This is a genomic window from Pseudomonas sp. MS01C9 (assembly GCF_058202755.1).
In genome coordinates this window covers 960,974-986,364 of record NZ_CM177073.1, presented here as the reverse complement: position 1 = coordinate 986,364, position 25,391 = coordinate 960,974, and the positions used below count along the sequence as shown (strand labels likewise).

The window sequence follows — 25,391 nt, the reverse complement described above, 5'->3', positions numbered from 1 at the left end:
TAATTGAAGGTTTCTATCGCATAAACACGCTGTACCCCACGCGAAGGGCCGATATAATGCGGCCCTTTGCCGTTGCTTCGTCTGTTGACGTTTTGCACAGGCCTTTGGCCGCAGCCTCCGTGGAAGAACCTAATGAAAAGCGCAGAAATCCGTGAAGCCTTCCTTCGCTTCTTCGAAGAGCAAGGCCACACCCGAGTAGCCTCCAGCTCTTTGATCCCGGGCAATGACCCGACCCTGCTGTTCACCAACGCGGGGATGAACCAGTTCAAGGATTGCTTCCTGGGCCAGGAAAAACGTGCCTACACCCGTGCGGTAAGCAGCCAGAAATGCGTGCGTGCCGGTGGCAAGCACAACGACCTGGAAAACGTCGGCTATACCGCTCGTCACCACACCTTCTTCGAAATGCTGGGTAACTTCAGCTTCGGCGACTATTTCAAGCGCGACGCCATCACCTTCGCCTGGACCTTCCTGACCTCCGAGAAGTGGCTGAACCTGCCCAAGGAGAAGCTCTGGGTAACGGTCTATGCCACCGATGACGAAGCCTATGACATCTGGACCAAAGAGGTCGGTGTCCCGCCGGAGCGCATGGTACGCATCGGCGACAACAAGGGAGCGCCTTACGCTTCCGACAACTTCTGGACCATGGGCGACACCGGCCCTTGCGGCCCTTGCACCGAGATCTTCTACGATCACGGCGCCGATATCTGGGGCGGCCCGCCTGGCTCGCCGGAAGAAGACGGCGACCGCTACATCGAGATCTGGAACAACGTGTTCATGCAGTTCAACCGCACCGCCGATGGCGTACTGCATCCGCTGCCGGCGCCGTCGGTCGATACCGGCATGGGCCTGGAGCGGATCAGTGCGGTGTTGCAGCACGTTCACTCCAACTACGAAATCGACCTGTTCCAGAGCCTGCTGAATGCATCGGCCAAGGCCATTGGCTGCACCAACGACAACCAGGCTTCGCTGAAAGTGGTGGCAGACCACATCCGCTCGTGCGGTTTCCTGATCGCCGACGGCGTATTGCCGTCCAACGAAGGTCGTGGCTATGTACTGCGCCGGATCATCCGTCGCGCCTGCCGTCACGGTAACAAGCTGGGTGCCAAGGGCAGCTTCTTCTACCAGATCGTCGCGGCGCTGGTGGCGGAAATGGGCGAGGCTTTCCCAGAGCTGAAATCCCAGCAGGCTCATATCGAGCGCGTGCTCAAAGGTGAAGAAGAGCAGTTCGCCAAGACCCTGGAGCAGGGGCTGAAGATCCTCGAGCAGGACCTGGCCGAGCTCAAGGGCAACGTGGTACCGGGCGACGTGGTGTTCAAGCTGTACGACACCTACGGTTTTCCGATGGACCTGACCGGCGACATCGCCCGCGAGCGCAACCTGACCCTCGATGAGGAAGGTTTCGAGCGCGAGATGGAGGCACAGCGTGTGCGTGCCCGTTCGGCCAGCGCCTTCGGCATGGACTACAACAGCCTGGTCAAGGTCGATGTGGCTACCGAATTCACCGGCTATGGCGGCACCACCGGTTCGGCCAAGATTGTCGCCATCTATAAGGACGGGCAATCGGTCGACATCCTGAGCGAAGGCCAGGAAGGGGTGATCGTGCTGGACACGACGCCGTTCTATGCCGAATCCGGCGGTCAGATCGGTGACAGCGGCTACCTGCAGGCCGGCAACTCGCGTTTCGACGTGCGGGACACCACCAAGACCGGCGGTGCATTCCTGCACCACGGCGTGCTTACCTCGGGCAGCCTGATGATCGCCGCCCCGGTGGCCGCCCATGTCGACGCCGAGGTTCGCCACGCCACTTCGCTCAATCACTCCGCCACGCACCTGTTGCACGCAGCATTGCGCCAGGTGCTGGGCGAGCACGTCCAGCAGAAGGGCTCGTTGGTGGATAGCCAGCGCCTGCGCTTTGACTTCAGCCACTTCGAGGCCGTCAAGCCGGAGCAGCTCAAGGCCCTGGAAGACATCGTCAACGCCGAAATCCGCAAGAACTCCCCGGTGGAGACCGAAGAAACCGATATCGACACCGCGAAGAAAAAAGGCGCGATGGCTCTGTTCGGCGAAAAATACGGCGACAGCGTGCGCGTCCTGAGCATGGGCGACTTCTCCGTAGAATTGTGCGGCGGTATCCACGCCAACCGGACCGGCGACATCGGCCTGCTCAAGATCGTCAGCGAAAGCGGCGTGGCCTCCGGCGTGCGCCGGATCGAGGCGGTCACCGGTGCTGCGGCGCTGGCGTACCTCAACGCTGCCGAAGAACAACTCAAGGAAGCGGCGAGCCTGATCAAGGGCAACCGTGACAACCTGATCGACAAGCTGTCGGCCGTGCTGGAGCGCAATCGCCTGCTGGAAAAGCAGGTTGAACAGCTGCAGGCCAAGGCCGCCAGCGCTGCGGGCGACGATCTGTCGGCACAGGCCGTGGACGTCAAGGGCGTCAAAGTGCTGGCCGTACGCCTGGACGGCCAGGACGGCAAGGCCCTGCTGGGGCTGGTCGATCAGCTGAAAAACAAACTCGGCCGCGCAGTGATCCTGCTCGGCGGTGTCCATGAGGAAAAGGTCGTTCTCGTCGCAGGCGTGACCAAAGACCTGACCGGCCAACTCAAAGCCGGTGATTTGATGAAGCAGGCCGCTGCGGCAGTGGGCGGCAAGGGCGGTGGTCGTCCGGACATGGCGCAAGGCGGCGGTACCGACGCCGGCGCGCTGGACGCGGCACTGGCCCTGACCGTTGCATTTGTAGAGCAGGGTATTTAAGGCAGCGCCCCGGGTTCGTGGTCTAGTCGCGAGCCCGGCCGCTGTTGTGATTATTGGGCGCCCTTCGTGGGCAGAGGCGGCTTTGAAATGGCTTTGATCGTACAGAAATTTGGAGGCACCTCGGTCGGCACTGTCGAGAGAATCGAACAAGTCGCCGACAAGGTTAAGAAATTCCGTGAAGCGGGCGATGACCTGGTGGTTGTGCTGTCGGCAATGAGCGGCGAAACCAACCGTCTGATCGATCTGGCCAAGCAAATCAGTGGTGATCAGCAGCCGGTTCCCCGTGAACTGGACGTGATCGTCTCCACCGGTGAGCAAGTGACCATTGCCTTGCTGGCCATGGCGCTGATCAAGCGTGGCGTGCCGGCGGTGTCCTACACCGGTAACCAGGTGCGCATCCTGACGGACAGCGCGCACAACAAGGCGCGTATCCTGCAGATCGACGACCAGAAGATCCGGGGCGACCTGAAGGCGGGCCGGGTCGTGGTCGTCGCCGGTTTCCAGGGCGTGGACGAGCACGGCAACATCACCACCCTGGGTCGTGGCGGTTCCGATACCACCGGCGTTGCGCTGGCGGCGGCCCTGAAGGCTGACGAATGCCAGATCTACACCGATGTGGATGGCGTCTACACCACCGACCCGCGGGTGGTTCCCGTGGCTCAGCGCCTGGACAAGATCACGTTCGAAGAGATGCTGGAAATGGCCAGCCTCGGTTCGAAGGTATTGCAGATCCGGGCAGTCGAATTCGCCGGCAAGTACAACGTTCCGCTGCGCGTCCTGCACAGCTTCAAAGAGGGTCCGGGTACCCTCATTACTATCGATGAAGAGGAATCCATGGAACAGCCGATCATTTCCGGCATCGCCTTCAACCGCGATGAAGCCAAGCTGACCATCCGTGGCGTGCCAGACACCCCCGGCGTGGCATTCAAGATTCTCGGCCCGATCAGTGCCGCGAACATCGAAGTCGACATGATCGTGCAGAACGTTTCGCACGATAACACCACCGACTTCACCTTCACTGTGCATCGCAACGACTACCAGGCTGCCGAGGCCGTCCTGAAGAAGACTGCGTCCGAGATCGGTGCCCGGGAAGTGGTGGGTGACACCAAGATTGCCAAGGTCTCGATCGTCGGCGTCGGCATGCGTTCCCATGCTGGCGTGGCCAGCCGCATGTTCGAATCACTGGCCAAGGAAAGCATCAACATCCAGATGATCTCGACGTCGGAAATCAAGGTTTCCGTGGTGATCGAAGAGAAGTACCTGGAACTGGCCGTGCGCGCCCTGCACACGGCTTTCGAACTCGACGCGGCTGCCCGACAGGGCGAATAAGGCGTTGTCCCGAGGGCGCGGCTTGGCCGCGCCCTTTGTTTTCTGAATGGCGCGTTTCAAAACTGTTCTTTTGCCCGCGCTGGTCAATACTTAGGCCTGTAGGCTGCGACCGTTTCGGTTGTAGGCCTAACGCCCTTTTTTTGCAGACTGTGGTCCCTGAACTGAATTGCGTGAGGAGAAAGGTATGCTGATTCTGACTCGTCGGTGCGCGGAAAGCCTGATTATTGGCGATGGCGAAATCACCGTGACCGTGCTCGGCGTCAAAGGAAACCAGGTGCGTATCGGTGTCAACGCCCCGAAAGAGGTCGCGGTACACCGGGAAGAAATTTACCTGCGTATCAAGAAAGAGAAGGACGACGAACCAAGCCATTAATTTTTATCGATTTTTATGTTTGCAAACGGGGAGGAAGGTGGTTAATATACGCCCCGTGTTGCGGAGAGCTGGCCGAGTGGCCGAAGGCGCTCCCCTGCTAAGGGAGTACACCTCAAAAGGGTGTCGGGGGTTCGAATCCCCCGTTCTCCGCCATTATTCATGTAGTGCGTTGTAATCTGGCTTGATCGGTAAGTGCTTGAAATTACTGTAAAAAGCGCTTTACAAAAAGATTCGACGACCTATAATGCGCGGCAACAAATGCACTCGTAGCTCAGCTGGATAGAGTACTCGGCTACGAACCGAGCGGTCACAGGTTCGAATCCTGTCGAGTGCACCATTTAAGAGTCGTTTGCAGCAATGCAAATAACTTAGCTGTAACCAGTTGTGATCTGGTATAAAACCACAACTTGCACTCGTAGCTCAGCTGGATAGAGTACTCGGCTACGAACCGAGCGGTCACAGGTTCGAATCCTGTCGAGTGCACCATACATCAAAAAGCCCGCGTTTAACGCGGGCTTTTTGTTGCCTACGATTTACCCTTCACACAGCCTTTCTCGTCGAACACGATCTCTGCACCACGGCCGTTCTTCACTTTGTAGGTGTAGCGGGTGGTGGAATTACGAATCTTGATCGAATCCGGTTTGCCGAGAGCGCTTTCTACGTCCTGCTGGCTCATTCCGGCGACGATTCGCTTGTTCATGATCGCTTCCCGGCGTTGCCTGGCGCTGATCACATTGGCGCAACTGTCTTCGAACTGACCGACAATTGTCGGTTCCTGGCGCCTGGTCTTGGGGAGGGGTAGGGAGCGGTGTTCGGTTTCGGGCAGTAGTGGTTCGCTCGTACCCGGGGTGAATGAGTGGATCTGCTGCAGCGACAGGCTCTCTTGCGGTTTGCAGCTCAAGGTGGTGAAGGTGATGTGGCCGGCGGCGTCTTCGCAGCGATGCACAGTCTGTCCGCTGGCGCACAAGGGCAGGCAGAAAAGTAAAAAAAGATAACGACAAATGGGCATCCGGACGTCTTCCTTGACGGTGAAAAGGCAAGGGTAGTCGCTCCATTTTTGCCCGGGCGCGTGTTTTCTTTTCAGGATGCGTCGTCATATGCTACAGGTTCAGCCTGCGTTCAGGTTTGTCTCGCAAGCGCTTGTTCTTGCCATGATTTTTTAACGCTTCAAAACGCCAAGCGGTGTATGATTGCGCCCGTCAGCCCCGCCGGGGCTTTGGAATATATCCATGGACTTACCCAGTAGTTACTCAATATCGCGTTTTACCAATCATGAATTGACCGATTGATCCTTCCGGCGTGCCCACTGCTGGGAGTGGAGTTCGCCTATGACCGAAGTAGAAGTAAAGAAAACACAGGAAAGCCTCCAGGACCGTCTTGCTCAAGTCGTTGAGCTGCTGCATCGCCAGCGGGTCGTGGAAGACCTGACGCACCGCCAGGAAGGTCCTCATCACGACCGGGTCGAGAACCTGGTCCACCGGCAGAACCTCGTCGAGTTGCAGCGCAAGCTCGATGACCTGCACTCCGCCGACGTCGCCTATATCCTCGAAGCCTTGCCGCTGGAAGAGCGTCTGACGGTCTGGCAACTGGTCCAGGCTGATCGCGATGGCGACATCCTGCTGGAAGTGTCCGACTCGGTTCGTGAAACCCTGATCGCCGACATGGATGATCATGAGTTGCTGGCGGCGGCCAAGGAGATGGACGCCGACGAACTCGCCGACCTTGCACCCGAACTGCCGCGGGACGTTGTCCACGAGCTGATGGAGTCTCTTGACGCCCAGCAACGTGAGCGCGTGCGTTCGGCGTTGTCCTACGATGAGGAGCAGGTCGGTGCACTGATGGACTTCGAGATGGTGACGATCCGCGAGGACGTCAGCCTTGAAGTGGTGTTGCGTTACCTGCGTCGTCTCAAGGAGTTGCCGGGGCATACCGACAAGCTGTTTGTCGTCGATTATGACGGTGTGCTCAAGGGCGTGCTGCCAATCAAGCGGTTGCTGGTCAATGATCCGGAAAAACAGGTGGCCGAGGTCATGGCCAGCGATCCGGTGAGTTTCCAGCCGGACGAAGACGCTTACGATGCAGCCCAGGCGTTCGAGCGTTATGACTTGATTTCCGCGCCGGTGGTCGACAAGAACGGCAAACTGATCGGCCGTCTGACCATCGATGAAATGGTCGACCTGATTCGTGAAGAGAGCGAAAACGAAGTCCTCAGCATGGCCGGTCTGCGGGAAGAGGAAGACATCTTCGCCTCGGTCTGGAAATCCCTGCGCAACCGTTGGGCCTGGCTGGCAATCAACCTGATCACGGCTTTTGTCGCGTCTCGGGTCATCGGTTTGTTCGAGGGTTCCATCGAGAAGCTGGTGGCACTTGCGGCCTTGATGCCTATTGTCGCCGGTATCGGCGGCAACTCCGGCAACCAGACCATTACCATGATCGTCCGTGCCATGGCCCTGGACCAGGTCAGCACGGGTAATACGTCGCGCCTGATGCGCAAGGAACTGGCTGTGGCCCTCATCAACGGCGTGCTTTGGGGCGGAGTGATCGGCGTGGTGGCGTATCTGCTTTATGGCAGCTGGTCGCTGGGCGTCGTGATGACGGCCGCGATGACGCTCAACCTGCTGCTGGCAGCCTTGATGGGGGTATTGATCCCCATGACCCTGGCCCGGCTGGGGCGCGACCCGGCGATGGGGGCCAGTGTCATGATCACCGCCATGACCGACAGTGGTGGGTTCTTCATATTCCTGGGGTTGGCGACGATCTTCCTGCTCTGACCCGTTTCATGGCGAGGGAGCGTGCTCCCGTCACGGCGCAGCCGCCCTCGCTTCCCGCCTTTGAATACATTGCAGTCATACGATCGTCTCGCAGGCTTCCCTGCTGAGCGAGCCGATTGCTCCTTGCCATAAAAAAAGGCAAAAAAAAGCCAGCGCAAGGCTGGCTTGGGTGCTGCTGCGATCAGGACGCGTCTGCGGCCATTTCTGCATCATGGGCAATCAGCGAAACGAGAGCGTTCTGCTGGCGATGAGAGAGTTGTCGGAAGCGCTGAAGCAGCTCGCGTTCATGCAAGGACAGCTCCGGGCTGTCCAGGCGCATGCTCAGTTCTTCACCCAACGCGCCTTCCTGGATAAGGCTTTGCTCAAGGCGCGCGATGATTTCAGAGTTCATGCTGCGATGATGATTGCGAGCCACCTCGGCAATGCGTTCACGCATTCCGTCGGGCAAGCGTACGACGAACTTGTCAGCCGTACGGCTGGAATAAATTGCCTGTTTCAATGGGCGCATATATTTAACCGGTTAGTTCAGGGGAGCGGTTCTCGGGATTGGCCGCAGGATGTCGATAGGACAAGCGCTGTTGCCAAATGTTCAACCTGAATTGTTAAGAGGCCCGCATCATGCCTCAAAATGGCCAGATCATTGGCGCCAATTCTGTGACAAATTCTGATCCGGGTAAAGGCGTTATGCCAGCACCCTTCATCAAAAAATGCGGACTGGTTTGAAAATCCAACAGGTCCGCATGGTGTGACCACCGCATCGTGTCGATGTGCCATACCGTCCGGCGGATAACCGAAACGGGGGCACAAGCCGATGCTGTCCTTGTAGGGTATAGGATAGTGGCAATTGGCCGATTTACTAGCGGAGGGGCGCATGCGATGGATGAGCGGTGTCCCGTTACCCCGTGACACCCCGCGACAGATCGGGGGAGCGGCAGTATTTGCCTACACTTAAAAAACTACTCACGACATGACAAACGCAAGGCTGCCCGTTAACATGCACGCCGTCCATCGCACCGCATTTCTAGTGGTCGACCTGTGTCTCAGTAGCTCAATTGGATAGAGCATCCCCCTCCTAAGGGGAAGGTTGGCAGTTCGAACCTGCCCTGGGACACCATTTTATATCAGTGGGTCGGGTATCGACGATCTCCCCCACCAGCGCACTGCTCCCTCCTTGTATCTCCCGGATCGATTGGCCTGAGCCGCCGCCTTGCGGCCCATGCTGTGGATCCATGCCCAACATGCCTATTTTTCGACCCTGTATAAAACGCACTCAGCTGTCGCGAAACCTCCTTGTGGCAATCTGAATGCTACGGCGGTTTGGCGAGCGAAGCGGGTTTCTTGGCGAATTTATTGGGCTGTCGTGGCTGAACGTGCTTCGTGTCGGTTGCCGAAGGGAGAAAGCCTGCCATCATCCTTTTTGTGTAGCCGATCCCCTGTGCTCGGTTTCTCCCACACGTTGCCCTTAACGGAACGCCATCTGCTGCCGATAACCCGATGAGCCCGGTTGCCTCCAACGTTTCGGCTCGCAATGTGCGTCACGACACAGCCAGGCCAAGCGGTTGCTGAAATCTCTTGTACGTTGCTGGCTGGTGGCTATCATCTGCGCGCCTCGGGGCTGTGACGCGGCGTTTCGTTGTTATGCCATTGGGTTATTTTCTTACTTGCCTGGACATCCTCGATGCTGGCGTACCACCAAAAAAGTTTTCTGATCGTCGATGATTTCTCGGATTTCCGCAGTTCCATCCGGTCGATGTTGCGTGAGCTGGGTGTCAAGGACGTGGACACCGCAGACACCGGTGAGGTCGCGCTGCGCATGTGCTCGCAGAAGCGCTATGACTTCATTCTGCAGGACTACCACCTCGGTGACGGCCGCAAGAACGGCCAGCAGGTGCTTGAAGACCTGATGGTCGAGAAGCTGATCAGCCATGAAAGTGTGTTCCTCATGGTGACCGCCGAGACCAGTCAGGCCATGGTGCTCAGTGCCCTGGAGCACGAGCCGGACGCGTACCTGACCAAGCCGTTCAACCGCTCAGGCCTGGCCCAGCGGCTGGAGCGGCTGGAGCAGCGCAAGACCTTGCTCAAGCCGATCCTCCAGGCCCTGGATCGTGGCAAGCCAATGGAAGTGCTCAATGCCTGTATCGCCCTGTGCAAGCAGGATCCGCGCTACGGGCCGTTGTGCCTGCGCTATCGGGCCGATGCGCTGCGCGACCTGAACCAGAACGAAGCCCTGGAACGGCTGTACAACACCATCCTGGCGGATCGTCCGTTGCCGTGGGCCTATGCGGGCCTGGGCAAGTTGCTGTTCAAGCGCGGCCAGGTGGGGCAGGCCAAGGCGGTCTATGAAAAGGCCTTGAAAACCTTCCCGATGATGCCGGCCTTGTACGATGGCATGGCCGATGTGCTGATGGCCGAAGGCGACACGAAGCAGGCGCAGAGCGTATTGGAAGAGGCGGTTCGCCTGTCCCCGCTGGCGGTGCGTCGGCAGTCGCTGCTGGGCAAGCTGGCGATGACCAACGAAGACTACGAGACCGCGTCCCGGGCTTACCGCCAGGCGGTCGGGCAGGGCGCGCAGTCACGCTTCAAGGACCCGGAAAGCAACCTTGGCCTGGCCCATGCGCTGATCAGCAAGGGCAGCGAGAAAGGCCTGGACACCCGCACCCGCCTGGAAATCAATACCACGCTGAGCGCAGTGGCCAAGGAAAACCTCAACGACCCAGGGCTGCAGGTGCGGGCGCGGCTGATGAAGGCCACCAGCCTGCTGCTCAACGACGCCGAAACCGCGGAAAAACTCACCGAACAGGCCTTGCAGCGCCTCGACGGCATGGAGCAGTTCATGAGTGCCGAAGCCGCGCTGCTGGTGGCCAAGCAGTTGCAGATGCTCGGCCAGACCAGTGCCGGCGAATCGATGCTCAAGAACTGCGCGGAAATCTATGGCGATGACCCGGCGGTGATGCAAGGGATCGCCAAGCTCACCGATGATCCGAACATCCTCAATCAGGGCAATGCCGCCGCCGAGCTGAACCGCGAAGGCGTGCGCGTCTACAAGACTGGCGCGCTGCCCGAGGCCCGGGAGTTGTTCCGTCGGGCCCTGAAGATGCAACCGAAAAACATCAGTATTGCCCTGAACATGGCGCAGTCCCTGCTGCATGGCACCGACACCAGTGTGGAATCGGAGCTGTTGGAGGAATGCCGCGCCTGCCTGAAACTGGTGGGCATGATGCCCGACACCGATGCGCGTTATGCGCGCTATCAGAAACTGCGAAGCAAGGCATTTGGCGATGAATGACAGCGAACAGGCACTCGATTTTTCCACGGTGATCGCATCGACCGTGCACGACATGAAGAACTCCCTGACCCTGCTCATGCAGGCTCATACGCAATGGCTCGAGCGTCTGCCCGAGCCTGCCCGGCAAGCCTCGGAGCAGGGGGTGATGGAGTTCGAGTTCGCCCGCCTCAACGGCCTGCTGGTGCAATTGCTGGGGCTGTACAAGCTGGGCGTCAACCAGCTGCCACTGCACCCGGCCTACCATGAGCTGGACGATTTCATCGAGGCGCAGCTGGCCGGCCATCAGGACGTATTCCGCAGTCGCGGGATCATGGCCACCTACGAAGTCGACCCGCTGAGCCCCCTGGGCTTTTTCGACCGCGAGCTGGTGGCCTCTGTGCTCGACAACTGCATCAACAATGCCATTCGTCACGCACGCCAGGCCTTGTTGATCAGCGTGAGCGACGAGGCCGGGCAACTGGTCCTGACCATCAACGACGATGGCGAGGGCTATCCGCCGGAGATGATCGAGCGCCAGGCCGACTACGTGCAGGGCATCAACCACAGCAGTGGCAGCACCGGGCTGGGCCTGTATTTCGCCGCGCGGATCGCCGAGCTGCATCAGCGCGGCGGGGTCTGCGGACGTACCGAGATCGGCAATGGCGGCGTGCTGGGTGGCGGGGTGTTCCGGCTCTACCTGCCCTGAACAGGCCCCTCCATAAATCCTTACAAATCCCCTGCGGGAGCGAGCTGGCTCGCCATAGCGGTGTATCAGCCAGCTCAATATGGGCTGGACCGACGCTATGGCGAGCCAGCTCGCTCCCACAGCCGTATCGCATGAGATTTTAATTGCCTCCGGCTGCTTGATATTCCGAACAGCCGAAGCCTATTTTGTACGGGTTGCCGTTCGCGGCTCGCACATAACAAGGATTGCGTCATGACGACCGATGGCCAGCGTTCACTCGCGCAGCGATTGACGGGCATTGATGAGATTGAGTGTGTCACACCGGATTTGAATGGCGTGCCGCGGGGCAAGGTGATGACGGCCGCTGGGTTCCTCGAGGGACGGCGGTTGCAGATGGCCCGCGGGGTGCTGCTGCAGTGCATCATGGGCGGTTATCCGCCGGCGCGTTTCTATGGCAGCGACGATGGCGACCTGGCGCTGGTGGCCGATCCGCAACAGATTCATCGCCTGCCCTGGAGCCAGCCTCCTCGCGCCCTGGCGATCTGCGATGCCGATGAACTGACCGGCGAAAGCTCCCGACTCTCGACTCGCGGCCAGCTCAAGGCCGTGATCGCCCGGTATGCCGCCCATGGCCTGGCGCCGGTGGTGGCGACCGAGCTGGAGTTTTTCGTCTTCGCACCCAACCCGGACCCGGCCCGGCCGTTCCAGCCCCCGGTGGGCCTGGATGGGCGCCGCGAAGACGGCCATTCGGCCTTCAGCGTCAGTTCCAACAATGGCCTGCGACCCTTCTTCAATGAGGTGTACCAATGCATGGCGGCGTTAGGCCTGCCTCGAGACACCTTCATGCATGAAATGGGCGTGAGTCAGTTCGAGATCAATCTGCTCCATGGCGACGCGCTGCTGTTGGCCGACCAGACCTTCCTGTTCAAGCACCTGCTCAAGGAAGTAGCCCTCAAGCATGGCTTGACCGTGGTCTGCATGGCCAAGCCCCTGGCGCATACGCCGGGCAGTTCGATGCATATCCACCAGAGCGTCGTCGAGCTGGACAGTGGTCGCAACGTCTTCAGCGACGCGGCGGGCGAACCGACGGCCGCGTTCCGGCATTTCATTGGCGGACAACAGGCGGGCATGGCGGATTTCACGGCGCTGTTCGCACCGAACGTCAATTCCTACCAGCGCCTGTGCCATCCGTTCGCCTCGCCGAACAATGCCTGCTGGTCCTATGACAACCGTTCGGCCGGACTGCGGATACCCGCCAGTTCTCCTGTGGCCCGGCGGGTCGAGAACCGCTTGCCCGGGGCCGATGCCAACCCTTACCTGGCGATTGCCGCCAGCCTGGCGGCGGGATTGCATGGTATCGAAAACCGCCTGGAGCCAAGTGCCGCGATCCAGGGCGAATTCCAGGTGCCGGACAATCTCTCCCTGCCATGTACCTTGCATGCTGCCCTGGAGCGTCTGAAGCGTAGCCCCCTGGCGAAGGAACTGTTCGGAGTTGAGTTCATCGAAGGCTACATCGCTTCGAAAAACCTGGAACTGACCAGTTTCCTTGACGAAATCACGCCTTGGGAACGGCGGGTCCTTGCGGCCCAGGCATAACCAAACCCCGCTTCGGGCTATCTTCAGCGATAGCCCTTACTCACCTCAAGGAGCCGCTCGGAACGCCGATGCGCCAAATCTGGAAACCCTTTCGAGCGCTTTATTTCGCCTCGCTGATGATGCTCATCGGCTCGGGCCTCTTGAGTACTTACCTGGCCTTGCGCCTGGCCGCCGATAACGTGGACAGCCTGTGGGTCGGTGCCCTGATGGCCGCCAACTATTTCGGCCTGGTGCTGGGCGGCAAGATCGGTCACCGGCTGATCGCCCGCGTCGGGCATATCCGTGCCTATTCGGCCTGTGCCGGGCTGGTGGGCGCAGCGGTGCTGGGCCATGGCCTGGTGGACTGGCTGCCGGCCTGGATCGTGCTGCGGATGATCGTCGGCCTGGGGATGATGTGCCAGTACATGGTCATCGAGAGCTGGCTCAACGAGCAGGCCGAAGCCTCGCAGCGCGGGGTAGTGTTCAGTGGCTACATGATCGCTTCGTACCTGGGCCTGGTGCTCGGCCAGTTGATCCTGGTCATGCATCCGGCCCTGGGGCCGGAGCTGCTGATGCTGGTGGCCTTGTGCTTCGCCCTCTGCCTGGTGCCGGTGGCGCTGACCCGGCGGATTCACCCGGCACCGATGCGTCCGGCTCCCATGGAACCGCGTTTCTTCATCAAGCGCGTGCCACAGTCATTGAGCACGGTGCTGGGTTCCGGGCTGATCGCCGGCTCGTTCTATGGCCTGGCGCCGTTGTACGCCTCTCAGCAGGGGCTTTCCACCGAGCAGGTCGGTCTGTTCATGGGTAGCTGCATTTTTGCCGGGTTGCTGGTGCAGTGGCCGCTGGGCTGGTTGTCCGACCGTTATGACCGGGCGCTGCTGATCCGTTGCTTTGCGCTGGTCCTGGCGATCTGCGCGTTGCCGCTGGCAATTCTGCCCAAGGTGCCCCTTGAGATGCTGTTCGTCGCCGGCTTTCTCTGTTCGCTGGTTCAGTTCTGCCTGTATCCACTGGCGGTGGCATTTTCCAACGACCATGTCGAAGGCGATCGCCGGGTCTCGCTGACGGCGATGCTGCTGGTGACCTATGGTGTCGGCGCCAGTATCGGACCGTTGGTGGCCGGCGTGCTGATGAAGACGTTCGGCAGCCATATGCTGTATGGCTTCTTTGCTTTCTTCGCGTTGATTCTGGTATGGCGCATCCGGCCCAAAGCGGTGACCAACCTGCATCAGGTCGACGACGCGCCGCTGCATCACGTGGCGATGCCGGACAGCATGTCCAGTTCGCCGTTGGTGGCATGTCTCGATCCGCGAGTCGATGAGCAGGTGGTACAGGAACAGATGCAGACGCCGGCGACGGAGCAGGAACCGGCCGCTGAAGCGTCGGTGGAGGAGCCGGTCAAGTAGACCGTGGTGTTCTCATCGCGAGCAGGCTCGCTCCCATCGGGATTGGTGGTGGACACGCTGGGAGGCGAGCCCTGCTCGCGATGAGGTCGGCCCAGACGCAGTAGCATTCGGATCTAAACGGCATAAAAAAACGGGCAGTCCCTGTGGAGGCTGCCCGTTTTTTATGCCCGGATGATCAGAGATCGTCTTTATCGAAACGACGGGCTTCGCGCTGTAGCTGATAGACGAAGCGCTCGACCTGGCGCTGCACCAGGCCACTGATATTGTGGAAGCGCACGCCGGCGAAGGTGGTGTTGATCCTTTCTTCAAAATGCAGGTAGCGCAGTTCGACCGGTGCGGTCATGTTGCCGAACGGCAGGGCGGCGATGAAGCGTTCGTAGACCTGGCCCAATTGCAGGCGTTCGGTAATGTCGCCCTCGAAGCGCAGCTTGCAGCCGGTAGCGGAAATATCCAGCAGCTTGCCGTCCACCGGTGACTTGAGCTTCTCGCCACCCAGTTCGATGCTCACCAGTTGCGCCAGTTTCAAGGCGGCACGGAAGGCATTGCGACGCTGGTGGTAGACCACTTCCTCGGGCAGGGCGCCGCGATAGCAGCGACCGTCGCTGGAGTCTTCGATGGTCAACGGCCCGTTGCCTTCCCATGCGATGCGCACGCCATCATGGAAACCCTCGACCCGGAACGGCTCGCCTGCCAGCAGGAAGCGTTCTCCGTCGCGGGGGATCATTTCGTCCAGGGCGAGGGCGTTCTTCTCGCGGTCGACATCGACCAGGTAACTCTGGAAGCGCTGGCTGCGTTCATGGAAGGTGATGATCAGCGGATCATGGCTTTCTTGCAGCATCCTCAGGTTGCCGGAGATTTCCAGAGGCGTGGTGAGAACCTTGGGGGGCTGCGGAGCATCATCCGCGTTTGAGGCATTGAACACGGGGGTCAATCTCCAGGCTAAATACGACTACGAATAGCCAGCATTTTGCCAGCATGTATCGCACGTTGATAGAGCGCAGGCATCGTTCGTTTCATGCCTGGCTGAGCGGGCGATGCTTGACCATTTTTGCGGTCGAGCCGCGAGCATCGTAAAGCGTCGGGATTTCACCGCCATTGAGGATGCGCAACTGGTTGGCGGTAGCGGCCTGCTGGACCTGGATCGACTGGCCGTTCTTGGCGTTGGCGGCCTGGCATTGGGCGAGCAGGTCGTTGAGCGCCGCGCTTTGGGACAACAATTGATCGCCGATGGGCGACTGGCTCGCCAGTTGCTCCAGTCCACCCTGGTTGGTGGGCAGGTTGAGGCTGGCGAGAATCTCGCTGCGCTTGCGGCCATGCTGATCGAGCAAAATGATCAATGCCTGTTTCTGCGCCAGAATATTTTCCAGCAGCGGCATGTCGCGACCGTGCAGCGCCAGGGATTCGGTCTGCAAAAGTTCCAGTAACTGCTGGACTGGAACGAAGTCGTCGATGATCAGTTGCAATAAAGTAGTGTCGTGCATGGCTGGCCTTGGGTCTTAAGCGTCCAAAAGCCTGGCGCAGGCGGCTGCCTAGCGCTGGGCTTCGAAGTTGAGCAGTTTGCTGGCTACACGGTTGCTGTCGACTTTGTAGCTGCCATCGGCGATTGCTGCCTTCAACTCGGCCACGCGGCCTTTGTCGACAACAGGTAGATCGCGCAGCTTGTCAGTGACCTTCTGCAACTGTTGAGCCTCATCGCTGAGGTGTACCGACTCCCCATTGCTGACAGTGGTGGCTTGCTCGACCGGCGAGGATTTTTCGGTTTCCTTGCTGGCGTTGGTGCGCGTGGTGCCTGTCAGGGGTGAAGAGCTGTTTAAACGATTGAAATCGATGACCATGGTAAAAAACCTCTGGGTATTTGGACGCTTGCCATGTTCTCGGCCATTCCCAAAAAAACTTTAGGCTCATTTATTCAATGAACGTGCGCACGTCTGCGCTTGCCTTGGCATAAGGCACAGTCTAGGGAACGGCGGGGGCAAGCGCCAGCTTTCTACCCGTCTCTACCGGATCGCTACATAGCCACTTCCACTTGGCCTGGGGCCATCACTTGCGCCTTGATGACGCGTTGGGAGTTGAGGTTTTTCACTCGGATCTGCTCACGCATGCCGCCGTTGGACAGCGCCTCGCCCGGCATTCTTACGGCCAGGGTGCCGCTACGGGCGGTGATGACGACCTGATCGCCCTTGCGAACCACTTCGGCCTGTTCCAGGTGCACGAGGGTTACCACCTGATCGGCTACCATTGGTCGGACAAGTTTCTGACCGATGGCTTCGTCGACGGAGGTCAGGAAGCCTTGGGTGATCTGGCTGACGTCGCGTTCACGCAGCGTCACGTCCTGTGGCTCGACGATGCCGGCCCGCTTGAGTGGGCGGGTCGTGGTGACGATCTCGCGGTACAGGCGCACCTGGGCTGGCACGAACACCGTCCACGGCGCGGCGCTGTCGCAACGAACCTTTACCGTGACCCGCCCCAGGGGCCTGGCCGGGCTCTCCAGCGAGGCAGTCAATTCCTTGTCGCACATTGGCATGCGCAGGCGGGGATCGAGCTGGTTGACTTCGATTTCATAACGACCTTCGGTTTGACTGGAGGCCAGGTAGTCTTCTACGGTGAATTCAAGAAAGCCCTGAGTGACGCCGATAAGGAGATCAGGCAAGGTAACCGGAGCATCGGCGAGGGCACGGCCGCCCGAGGCGAACAGGCAGACAGCCAGCAGCGCACCTAGCCAGTGGCGGCAATGAGTGGTCAAGCGTCGAGAAAATGTCGTTTGTGCGTTCATGCCGGTTGAATAGCAAGCCCCGTGCCGTTTAGTGATGAATGCGCGTCGGACACATTAGCGTTAGGTAGGAGTCAGGGCATGGCGGGAGTGATGGATTCGGTAAACCAGCGCACGCAGCTGGTCGGTCAGAATCGCCTGGAGCTGTTGTTGTTCCGTCTCGATGGCCAACAGTTGTATGGGATTAACGTGTTCAAGGTCCGTGAGGTGCTGCAATGCCCCAAGCTGACGTTGATGCCAAAATCCAGTCCCGTCGTGTGCGGTGTGGCGAATATCCGGGGAGCGACCATCCCGATTCTCGATCTGGCGATGGCCACTGGTGCCGGTGCGCTGCTGGATCAGAGCAATCCGTTTGTGATCATCACCGAGTACAACACCAAGACCCAGGGTTTCCTGGTGCGCTCGGTGGAACGCATCGTCAACATGAACTGGGAGGAGATCCATCCGCCGCCCAAGGGCACGGGCCGTGATCACTACCTGACGGCGGTGACCCGGGTCGACAACCAGTTGGTGGAAATCATCGACGTGGAGAAAATCCTCGCCGAAGTGGCCCCGACGCCGGAGACCATCTCCGTGGGCGTGGTGGATGCCGAAACCCAGCACAAGGCCATCTCGATGCGCGTGCTGACCGTCGATGACTCATCGGTGGCGCGCAAGCAGGTGACCCGTTGCCTGCAGACCGTCGGTGTCGAGGTCGTGGCATTGAACGACGGCCGGCAAGCGCTGGACTACCTGCGCAGCCTGGTCGACGATGGCAAGAAGCCGGAAGAAGAGTTCCTGATGATGATTTCCGACATCGAAATGCCAGAGATGGACGGCTACACGCTGACGTCGGAAATCCGCAGCGATCCGCGCATGCAGAAACTGCACATCATCCTGCATACGTCGTTGTCCGGGGTGTTCAACCAGGCGATGGTCAAGAAAGTCGGCGCCGACGATTTTCTCGCCAAGTTCCGGCCCGATGACCTGGCTTCCAGGGTGGTCGACCGGATCAAGGCCGCGGAATAAAGGTCGGGCGCGTCTTGCGCCCGGCAAATCAACACAATGAAAGAGGCGGTATCTTGTCTACGGGTAATTTGGATTTCGAACAGTTCCGGGTCTTCCTGGAAAAAGCCTGTGGCATCTTGCTTGGTGAAAACAAGCAATACCTGGTGTCGAGCCGTCTCAACAAATTGATGGAGCAACAGGGCCTCAAGTCGTTGGGTGAGCTGGTGCAACGTATCCAGACCCAACCGCGCAGCGGTTTGCGCGAAATGGTGGTGGACGCCATGACCACCAACGAAACCCTGTGGTTTCGCGATACCTATCCCTTCGAGGTGTTGAAGAGCAAGGTCTTGCCGGCGGCCATCAAGGCCAGCCCGGGCCAACGCCTGCGGATCTGGTCGGCGGCCTGTTCGTCGGGCCAGGAGCCGTATTCGATCTCGATGTCCATCGACGAATTCGAGCGGACCAACATCGGCCAGTTGAAGGGCGGCGTGCAAATCGTCGCCACCGATCTGTCCGGGACCATGCTCAACAACTGCAAGACCGGCGAATACGACAGCCTGGCCATCGGCCGCGGCCTGTCGCCGGATCGCCTGCAACGCTATTTCGACACGAAGGGGCCGGGCCGCTGGGTGGTCAAGGCGCCGATCAAGAATCGGGTGGAGTTCCGCTCGTTCAACCTGCTGGACAGCTATGCCAGCCTCGGCAAGTTCGACGTGGTCTTCTGCCGCAACGTGCTGATCTATTTCTCCGCCGAGGTGAAGAAAGACATCCTGCTGCGTATCCACGGTACCCTCAAGCCCGGCGGCTACCTGTTCCTCGGCGCTTCCGAAGCGTTGAATGGCTTGCCGGATCATTACCAGATGGTCCAGTGCAGCCCGGGTATCATCTACCAGGCGAAATGATTGGCTTGGGTTGTCAAAAAAACGGGAGTCCCTAGGGGCTCCCGTTTTTTTTGCCGGCCAGCCGGCGCCATCCCCCTATGGGAGCGAGCTCGCCCCCACATCTTGACTCGCGTCGCCTGATGAAAGCGGCAGAAAAGCGGCAGCCGATTGCCGCTTTTCTGGCATTGCCGCTTTGCCGCTGCCCGCAAAGCCCCGGTTTATGGGCTTTTGGAAAGTGGCACGACGCTTGCTATATCCATTCGTACGTACATTCTGGTCACCCAAAGGTTTCCGACATGAGCATCAGCTTCGATAAAGCGCTCGGTATCCATGAAAAGGCCCTGAGCTTCCGCGCCCAGCGTGCCGAAGTCCTGGCCAACAACATTGCCAACGCCGACACCCCGAACTACAAGGCGCGTGACCTGGACTTCTCCAAGGTGCTCGCCGAGCAGAACGAAAAGGCCAAGAACGGCCACTTCGCCTTGAACATGACCAACAGCCGTCATATCGAAGCCGAAGGCTTGAGCAGCGGCGACGAATCGCTGATGTATCGCACGCCGATGCAGCCTTCGATCGACCAGAACACCGTGGATGCTCAACTGGAACAGTCCAACTACGCGGAGAACTCCGTGAATTTCCAGGCCAGCTTCACCTTGCTCAACAGTAAGTTCAAAGGGCTGGTATCGGCCCTGCGCGGAGAGTAATCCATGTCGATCGCCAGCGTATTCAACATTGCCGGCAGTGCCATGAGTGCCCAGACCACTCGCCTGAACACCGTCGCCAGTAACATCGCCAACGCCGAGACCGTCTCGTCGAGCATCGACCAGACCTACCGTGCCCGTCACCCGGTGTTCGCCACCATGTTCCAGGGCGGCCAGTCCGGCGGCAGCGACTCGCTGTTCCAGGACCAGGACGCAGCGGGCCAGGGCGTACAGGTACTTGGCGTAGTCGAAGACCAGAGCAACCTCGAAGCACGTTATGAGCCAAACCATCCGGCCGCGGACGCCAAGGGTTATGTCTACTACCCGAACGTCAACGTCGTCGAAGAAATGGCCGACATGATTTCCGCCAGTCGTTCGTTCCAGACCAACGCCGAAATGATGAACACCGCCAAAACCATGATGCAGAAGGTCCTGACCCTCGGTCAGTGATAAGGGGCGAGTCACATGAGCGTCACCAACACTACCAGCGGTTTGAGCCTCAACGAGATTCTGGCCAACTCCTCGGTCAAGACCAACAACACCTCCGATGGTCTCGGCGGCGCGACCCAGGCAGCGACCGGCAACAAGGAGCTGGGCAAGGATGCGTTCCTGCAGTTGCTCGTTACCCAGCTGAAGAACCAGAACCCGCTGGAGCCCCAGGACAACGGTGAGTTCGTTGCCCAATTGGCGCAGTTCAGCAGCCTGGAAGGTATCACCACGCTCAACGAAACCGTGAGCGGTATCGCCGGCAACTACAACTCGTCCCAGGCGCTGCAGGCTTCGTCCCTGGTGGGGCGTTCGGTGATCGCGCCCGGTGACAAGGCTGTGGTCGACACCTCCAAGAGCCTCAACGGCACGGTGGTGGTACCGGCGGCAGTGTCCTCCCTCACCGTCAAGATCATGGACAAGGACGGCAAGACTGTCCGCACCATCGACCTGGGCAGCCAGAAGGCCGGCAACTCGGCGTTCATCTGGGATGGCAAGAACGACGCAGGCACGACGGTTGAGTCGGGCACGTACACCTTTGCGGCCTCGACCACCATCGACGGCAAGGCCACGTCGCTGATCACCAACCTGCCGGCCACGGTCAGCAGCGTGACCATCAGCCAGACGGGCGGTGAGCTGATGCTCAACCTGGCCGGGCTGGGCAGCATTGCCCTGTCCAAAGTACAAACTATTGGTATGTAGAGCCGACTAACCGGCAAAAGGAGTCAACATGTCTTTCAACATCGGCCTTAGCGGTCTCTATGCAGCCAACAAACAGCTGGACGTGACCGGCAACAACATCGCCAACGTCGCGACCACCGGTTTCAAATCGTCCCGCGCGGAATTCGAAGACGTCTACTCGGCCACCAAGCTGGGTTCGGGCACCAAGACCGTCGGCAACGGCGTGCGTCTGGCCAACGTCTCCCAGCAGTTCGGCCAGGGTGATGTGAACAACACCGGCAACGTGCTGGACATGGGTATCCAGGGCCAGGGCTTCTTTGTCCTGAGCAACGACGGTTCCCTGAGCTACACCCGTGCCGGTACCTTCAAGACCGACAAGGAAGGCTACATCACCAACAGCGATGGCACTGCACGCCTGCAAGGCTATGGCGTGGACGCCAACGGCAAGATCCTCAACGGTATCCTGACCGACCTGCGCATCGACACCTCGAACCTGCCGCCGCAGGCCACCAGCCTGGTTTCGTCGACGATCAACCTGAATTCGACGGCCACGCCGATTGACCAGACCAACCCGGCCTTGGAGTTCGATCCGACCGATACGGCCACGTTTACGAAACAGTTCACTACACCGGTCTACGACACTCAGGGTAACCAGCACTCCATGGATCAGTACATGGTCAAAACGGGTGCCAATACCTGGGACGTCTATACCCTGATCGATGGTCGTAACCTGAATGGCAGCGCGCCGGTCGCTCCCAACGCTCCGGTTCCTTCGACGATGACCTTCGATTCGAGTGGCAAGCTGGTCCAGGTCAGCACTCCGCCCGCGACCATCAACAGCGATCTGGTACTCACAGGCTGGGTGCCCGGTACCGTGACCAACGGTGTGTGGACCGCGAACGGCGCCGGTTCGTCGACTATTACGGTCTCCATGGCCAACACCACCCAGTTCAACGCCGACACCGCACGGTCGATCCCGACCCAGAACGGCTATGCCACCGGCCAGATCACCAACCTGACCATCGACGGCAGCGGTGTATTGCTGGCCAACTTCAGCAACAACCAGACCAAGCCCATCGGCCAGATCTCCCTTGCCAGCTTCACCAACGAGCAAGGCCTGCAGCCAGTAGGCGGTACCAGCTGGAAGGAAACCTTCGCTTCGGGCATCCCAGGCTACGATGCTCCGCAAACCGGCACCCTGGGTTCGATCGTCTCCAACTCCCTGGAAGAGTCCAACGTCAACCTGACCAACGAACTGGTCGAGCTGATCAAGGCGCAAAGCAACTACCAGGCGAACGCCAAGACCATCTCCACCCAGAGCACCATCATGCAGACCATCATTCAGATGACTTGATGACGCTGGTGGCTTGAAGGCTGCACAAGAAGCCCCTCGCAAGAGGGGCTTTTTCATACCCGCCAGAGCTTGTCCTCATGCCAGGTTCCCTTTGTGGCGAGGGGATAAATCCCCTCGCCACAATGAGTGTCATCCTGAACCTGGATGCAGGTTGGCCCGCAGCTGTCGCGAACGAGTACTGTCGTTTTCCAGGCAAAAGAAAACCCCCGATAAACCGGCGGTCTATCGGGGGCTTCTTTCAGCTGGCGCTTTTACGCGCCCGCTGGCTCAGCTTATTGGCAAGCTTCGCAATCCGGCTCGTCGATGGCGCAGGCCTTTGGCACTGGCGCAGGTCCTGCCGGAGCAGCCAGGACCGAATCGTCACCGTGGTTGCCGCCAGCGGAAACCGCGTTCAGCTTACCGGTGTTGATGGTGGACTTCTCGGTGCTGGTGGCGGCCAGGGCACGGAGGTAGTAGGTGGTCTTCAGACCACGGTACCAGGCCATGCGGTAGGTCACGTCCAGCTTCTTGCCCGAAGCGCCGGCGATGTACAGGTTCAGCGATTGAGCCTGGTCGATCCACTTCTGGCGACGGCTGGCGGCGTCGACGATCCAACGGGCCTCCACTTCGAACGCGGTGGCATAGAGCTCCTTGAGCTCCTGCGGGATGCGCTCGATCTGTTGTACCGAACCGTCGTAGTACTTCAGGTCGTTGATCATCACCGAATCCCACAGGCCGCGGGCCTTGAGGTCGCGGACCAGGTACGGGTTGATCACGGTGAACTCGCCCGACAGGTTCGATTTCACATAGAGGTTCTGGTAGGTCGGTTCGATCGACTGCGACACGCCGGTAATGTTGGCGATGGTGGCGGTCGGTGCGATGGCCATGATGTTGGAGTTGCGGATGCCTTTCTGTACGCGGGCACGAACCGGGGCCCAGTCCAGGCTTTCGGTCAGGTCGACGTCAATGTATTTCTCGCCACGGGACTCGATCAGGATCTGTTGCGAATCCAGCGGCAGGATGCCCTTGGACCACAGCGAGCCCTGGAACGTCTCGTAGGCACCGCGCTCGTCGGCCAGGTCGCAGGAAGCCTGGATCGCGTAGTAGCTGACCGCTTCCATGGACTTGTCGGCGAACTCGACGGCAGCGTCCGAACCATACGGGATGTGCTGCAGGTACAGCGCGTCCTGGAAGCCCATGATTCCCAGGCCCACTGGACGGTGTTTGAAGTTGGAGTTCTTCGCCTGTGGCACCGAGTAGTAGTTGATGTCGATCACGTTGTCGAGCATGCGCACGGCGGTGTTCACGGTGCGCTGCAGCTTGGCGGTGTCCAGCTTGCCGTCGACGATGTGGTTCGGCAGGTTGATCGAGCCCAGGTTGCAGACCGCGATCTCGTCCTTGTTGGTGTTCAGGGTGATCTCGGTGCACAGGTTCGAACTGTGGACCACGCCCACGTGCTGCTGCGGGCTGCGCAGGTTGCACGGGTCCTTGAAGGTCAGCCATGGGTGGCCGGTCTCGAACAGCATCGACAGCATCTTGCGCCACAGGTCCTTGGCCTGGACGACCTTGAACAACTTGATCTTGTTGTACTCGGTCAGGGCTTCGTAGTACTCGTAGCGCTCTTCGAAGGCCTTGCCGGTCAGGTCGTGCAGGTCCGGCACTTCGGATGGCGAGAACAGGGTCCACTTGCCGTCGTCGAAGACACGCTTCATGAACAGGTCGGGGATCCAGTTGGCGGTGTTCATGTCGTGGGTACGACGACGGTCGTCACCGGTGTTCTTGCGCAGCTCGATGAACTCTTCGATGTCCATGTGCCAGGTTTCCAGGTAGGCACAGACCGCGCCCTTGCGCTTGCCGCCCTGGTTGACCGCCACGGCGGTGTCGTTGACCACCTTGAGGAACGGCACGACGCCCTGGGACTTGCCGTTGGTGCCCTTGATGTACGAGCCCAATGCGCGAACCGGGGTCCAGTCGTTGCCCAGGCCGCCGGCGAATTTGGACAGCATGGCGTTGTCGTGGATCGCACCGTAGATGCCCGACAGGTCGTCCGGCACGGTGGTCAGGTAGCAGCTCGACAGCTGTGGCCGCAGGGTACCGGCGTTGAACAGGGTCGGGGTCGAGGCCATGTAGTCGAAGGACGACAGCAGGTTGTAGAACTCGATGGCACGGTCTTCGCGCTGCTTCTCTTCGATCGCCAGGCCCATGGCCACGCGCATGAAGAAGATCTGCGGCAGTTCGAAACGCACGCCGTCCTTGTGGATGAAGTAACGGTCGTACAGGGTCTGCAGGCCCAGGTAGGTGAACTGCTGGTCGCGCTCGTGATCGATCGCCTTGCCGAGTTTTTCCAGGTCGAAGGAAGCCAGGACCGGGTTCAGCAGTTCGTATTCGATACCCTTGGCGATGTAGGCCGGCAACGCCTTGGCGTACAGGTCGACCATTTCATGGTGGGTCGCGCTCTCGGCGACTTCCAGGAAGCTCAGGCCTTCGGCGCGCAGGGTGTCCATCAGCAGGCGGGCGGTGACGAAGGAGTAGTTCGGCTCGCGCTCCACCAGGGTCCGCGCGGTCATCACCAGGGCGGTGTTGACGTCCTTGAGGGCGACGCCGTCATAGAGGTTCTTCAGGGTTTCGCGCTGGATCAGTTCGCCGTCGACTTCTTCCAGGCCTTCGCAGGCTTCGGTGACGATGGTGTTCAGGCGACCCATGTCCAGAGGCGCCAGGGTGCCGTCGGCGCGGGCGATGCGGATCGATGGGTGGGCCTGGACCGGTGCGTCGGCTGGCGCGCGGGTGGCACGCTCCTTGGCACGGGAGTCACGGTAGATCACGTAGTCGCGGGCCACTTTCTGCTCGCCGGCACGCATCAGGGCCAGTTCGACCTGGTCCTGGATCTCTTCGATGTGGATGGTGCCGCCCGAGGGCATGCGACGCTTGAAGGTCGCGGTGACCTGTTCGGTCAGGCGGGCCACGGTGTCGTGGATTCGCGACGAGGCGGCAGCGGTACCGCCCTCAACTGCGAGAAACGCTTTGGTGATGGCGACGGTGATCTTGTCATCGGTGTAAGGAACGACAGTGCCGTTACGCTTGATCACACGCAGTTGGCCGGGCGCGGTGGCAGACAGATCCGGGCTCGAATCGGCGGCCAGCGGCGCGGTGCCCTGCGGGTTCTCGCGAGTTGTGTCGGTGTGCATGGGTGTCTCCACGTTCTCTATGTTTGTTTGGGCTCCCTCGCGGGGCCCACCGTTCCGTCCTGAAGCACTACAACCGACTGGCGTCGGGCATAACCACTTCGGGACAGTAGGAGGCTGGGCCGGGAGGCCGCCTCCATCCGAAGTTCCGGGTTGCGAGCCTGGGCTCGTGACCGAACTGAAGGGGCGCAGCCAAGTACTGCAACACCCGT

Annotated in this window: 21 protein-coding genes and 4 tRNA genes; 18 read left to right on the top strand and 7 right to left on the bottom strand. The window is 60.0% G+C overall.

All coding sequences use genetic code 11. From position 1 onward, the window contains the following. Positions 1-132: 132 nt before the first annotated feature. The 6 genes from alaS (at position 133) to AC1M7R_RS04570 (ending at position 4,942) form a co-directional block, all read left to right on the top strand. Positions 133-2,754, top strand: coding sequence for an alanine--tRNA ligase (alaS, locus tag AC1M7R_RS04595; RefSeq protein WP_072458719.1), 2,622 nt, complete (start codon positions 133-135; stop codon positions 2,752-2,754). Between the two features lie 87 nt (positions 2,755-2,841). Next, complete coding sequence (locus AC1M7R_RS04590; protein ID WP_072394869.1) at positions 2,842-4,083, top strand: aspartate kinase; 1,242 nt, start codon at positions 2,842-2,844, stop codon at positions 4,081-4,083. Between the two features lie 184 nt (positions 4,084-4,267). Continuing rightward, positions 4,268-4,456 (top strand): carbon storage regulator CsrA, encoded by a 189-nt coding sequence (gene csrA / locus AC1M7R_RS04585; RefSeq protein WP_003178872.1) that lies wholly within the window; start codon positions 4,268-4,270, stop codon positions 4,454-4,456. Positions 4,457-4,518: 62 nt separating this feature from the next. Further along, a tRNA-Ser gene (locus AC1M7R_RS04580) sits at positions 4,519-4,609 on the top strand. 107 nt (positions 4,610-4,716) lie between these two features. Beyond that, a tRNA-Arg gene (locus AC1M7R_RS04575) sits at positions 4,717-4,793 on the top strand. 72 nt (positions 4,794-4,865) lie between these two features. Beyond that, positions 4,866-4,942 (top strand) — tRNA-Arg (locus AC1M7R_RS04570). A 40-nt stretch (positions 4,943-4,982) separates the two neighbouring features. Here the strand turns inward: AC1M7R_RS04570 and AC1M7R_RS04565 are convergent. Then, positions 4,983-5,465 carry a cell envelope protein SmpA gene (locus AC1M7R_RS04565; protein ID WP_072394867.1) on the bottom strand — a complete coding sequence of 161 codons (483 nt, stop codon included), beginning with the start codon at positions 5,463-5,465 and terminating at the stop codon, positions 4,983-4,985. A gap of 319 nt (positions 5,466-5,784) precedes the next feature. Here AC1M7R_RS04565 and mgtE point away from each other — a divergent pair, with 319 nt between their 5' ends. After that, entirely contained in the window at positions 5,785-7,227 is a 1,443-nt protein-coding gene (gene mgtE, locus AC1M7R_RS04560) for a magnesium transporter (RefSeq protein ID WP_053147250.1), read from the top strand. 181 nt (positions 7,228-7,408) lie between these two features. Here the strand turns inward: mgtE and AC1M7R_RS04555 are convergent, their stop codons facing one another. Continuing rightward, complete coding sequence (locus tag AC1M7R_RS04555) at positions 7,409-7,735, bottom strand: Arc family DNA-binding protein (RefSeq protein WP_003178899.1); 327 nt, start codon at positions 7,733-7,735, stop codon at positions 7,409-7,411. A 529-nt stretch (positions 7,736-8,264) separates the two neighbouring features. Here AC1M7R_RS04555 and AC1M7R_RS04550 point away from each other — a divergent pair. The 5 genes from AC1M7R_RS04550 to AC1M7R_RS04530 all read left to right on the top strand — a co-directional run bounded on the left by AC1M7R_RS04550 (position 8,265) and on the right by AC1M7R_RS04530 (position 14,158). Then, a tRNA-Arg gene (locus AC1M7R_RS04550) sits at positions 8,265-8,341 on the top strand. Positions 8,342-8,905: 564 nt separating this feature from the next. Beyond that, positions 8,906-10,513 (top strand): tetratricopeptide repeat-containing response regulator, encoded by a 1,608-nt coding sequence (locus AC1M7R_RS04545; RefSeq protein WP_072394865.1) that lies wholly within the window; start codon positions 8,906-8,908, stop codon positions 10,511-10,513. After that, positions 10,506-11,198, top strand: a complete 693-nt coding sequence (locus tag AC1M7R_RS04540) for a sensor histidine kinase (protein WP_072394863.1) — start codon at positions 10,506-10,508, stop codon at positions 11,196-11,198. The genes AC1M7R_RS04545 and AC1M7R_RS04540 overlap by 8 nt, the downstream gene beginning before the upstream one ends. Before the next feature lie 333 nt (positions 11,199-11,531). Further along, positions 11,532-12,773 (top strand): glutamine synthetase family protein, encoded by a 1,242-nt coding sequence (locus tag AC1M7R_RS04535; RefSeq protein WP_172834661.1) that lies wholly within the window; start codon positions 11,532-11,534, stop codon positions 12,771-12,773. Between the two features lie 68 nt (positions 12,774-12,841). Continuing rightward, entirely contained in the window at positions 12,842-14,158 is a 1,317-nt protein-coding gene (locus AC1M7R_RS04530) for an MFS transporter (protein WP_072394859.1), read from the top strand. A gap of 175 nt (positions 14,159-14,333) precedes the next feature. Here the strand turns inward: AC1M7R_RS04530 and AC1M7R_RS04525 are convergent, their stop codons facing one another. The 4 genes from AC1M7R_RS04525 to flgA form a co-directional block, all read right to left on the bottom strand. Further along, positions 14,334-15,080 carry a flagellar brake protein gene (locus AC1M7R_RS04525; protein ID WP_072394857.1) on the bottom strand — a complete coding sequence of 249 codons (747 nt, stop codon included), beginning with the start codon at positions 15,078-15,080 and terminating at the stop codon, positions 14,334-14,336. 91 nt (positions 15,081-15,171) lie between these two features. Beyond that, positions 15,172-15,639, bottom strand: coding sequence for a flagella synthesis protein FlgN (locus AC1M7R_RS04520; protein WP_072394854.1), 468 nt, complete (start codon positions 15,637-15,639; stop codon positions 15,172-15,174). 48 nt (positions 15,640-15,687) lie between these two features. After that, positions 15,688-15,993, bottom strand: a complete 306-nt coding sequence (gene flgM / locus AC1M7R_RS04515; protein WP_072394852.1) for a flagellar biosynthesis anti-sigma factor FlgM — start codon at positions 15,991-15,993, stop codon at positions 15,688-15,690. Positions 15,994-16,166: 173 nt separating this feature from the next. Beyond that, entirely contained in the window at positions 16,167-16,931 is a 765-nt protein-coding gene (gene flgA, locus AC1M7R_RS04510) for a flagellar basal body P-ring formation chaperone FlgA (protein ID WP_072394850.1), read from the bottom strand. Between the two features lie 78 nt (positions 16,932-17,009). Between flgA and AC1M7R_RS04505 the strand changes: the two genes are divergently transcribed. From AC1M7R_RS04505 to flgE, 6 genes are all read left to right on the top strand, one after another. After that, complete coding sequence (locus AC1M7R_RS04505; protein WP_072394848.1) at positions 17,010-17,936, top strand: chemotaxis protein CheV; 927 nt, start codon at positions 17,010-17,012, stop codon at positions 17,934-17,936. Positions 17,937-17,989: 53 nt separating this feature from the next. Then, positions 17,990-18,817: a protein-glutamate O-methyltransferase CheR gene (cheR, locus tag AC1M7R_RS04500; RefSeq protein ID WP_072394846.1), complete on the top strand. Its 828-nt coding sequence runs from the start codon at positions 17,990-17,992 to the stop codon at positions 18,815-18,817. A gap of 275 nt (positions 18,818-19,092) precedes the next feature. Next, the gene (gene flgB, locus AC1M7R_RS04495; protein WP_072394844.1) at positions 19,093-19,500 is read left to right on the top strand and encodes a flagellar basal body rod protein FlgB; all 408 of its coding nucleotides are present in this window, start codon (positions 19,093-19,095) and stop codon (positions 19,498-19,500) included. 3 nt (positions 19,501-19,503) lie between these two features. Beyond that, entirely contained in the window at positions 19,504-19,947 is a 444-nt protein-coding gene (gene flgC, locus AC1M7R_RS04490) for a flagellar basal body rod protein FlgC (RefSeq protein WP_053124368.1), read from the top strand. A gap of 15 nt (positions 19,948-19,962) precedes the next feature. Further along, a complete protein-coding gene (flgD, locus tag AC1M7R_RS04485) occupies positions 19,963-20,685 on the top strand; it encodes a flagellar hook assembly protein FlgD (protein WP_072394842.1) in 723 nt (240 codons plus the stop codon). Between the two features lie 28 nt (positions 20,686-20,713). Beyond that, on the top strand, positions 20,714-22,018 hold the full coding sequence (gene flgE / locus AC1M7R_RS04480) for a flagellar hook protein FlgE (protein ID WP_072394840.1): 1,305 nt from the start codon (positions 20,714-20,716) through the stop codon (positions 22,016-22,018). 272 nt (positions 22,019-22,290) lie between these two features. Here flgE and AC1M7R_RS04475 read toward each other — a convergent pair whose 3' ends face one another. After that, positions 22,291-25,182, bottom strand: a complete 2,892-nt coding sequence (locus AC1M7R_RS04475) for a ribonucleoside-diphosphate reductase subunit alpha (protein WP_072394838.1) — start codon at positions 25,180-25,182, stop codon at positions 22,291-22,293. Between the last annotated feature and the right edge of the window lie 209 nt (positions 25,183-25,391).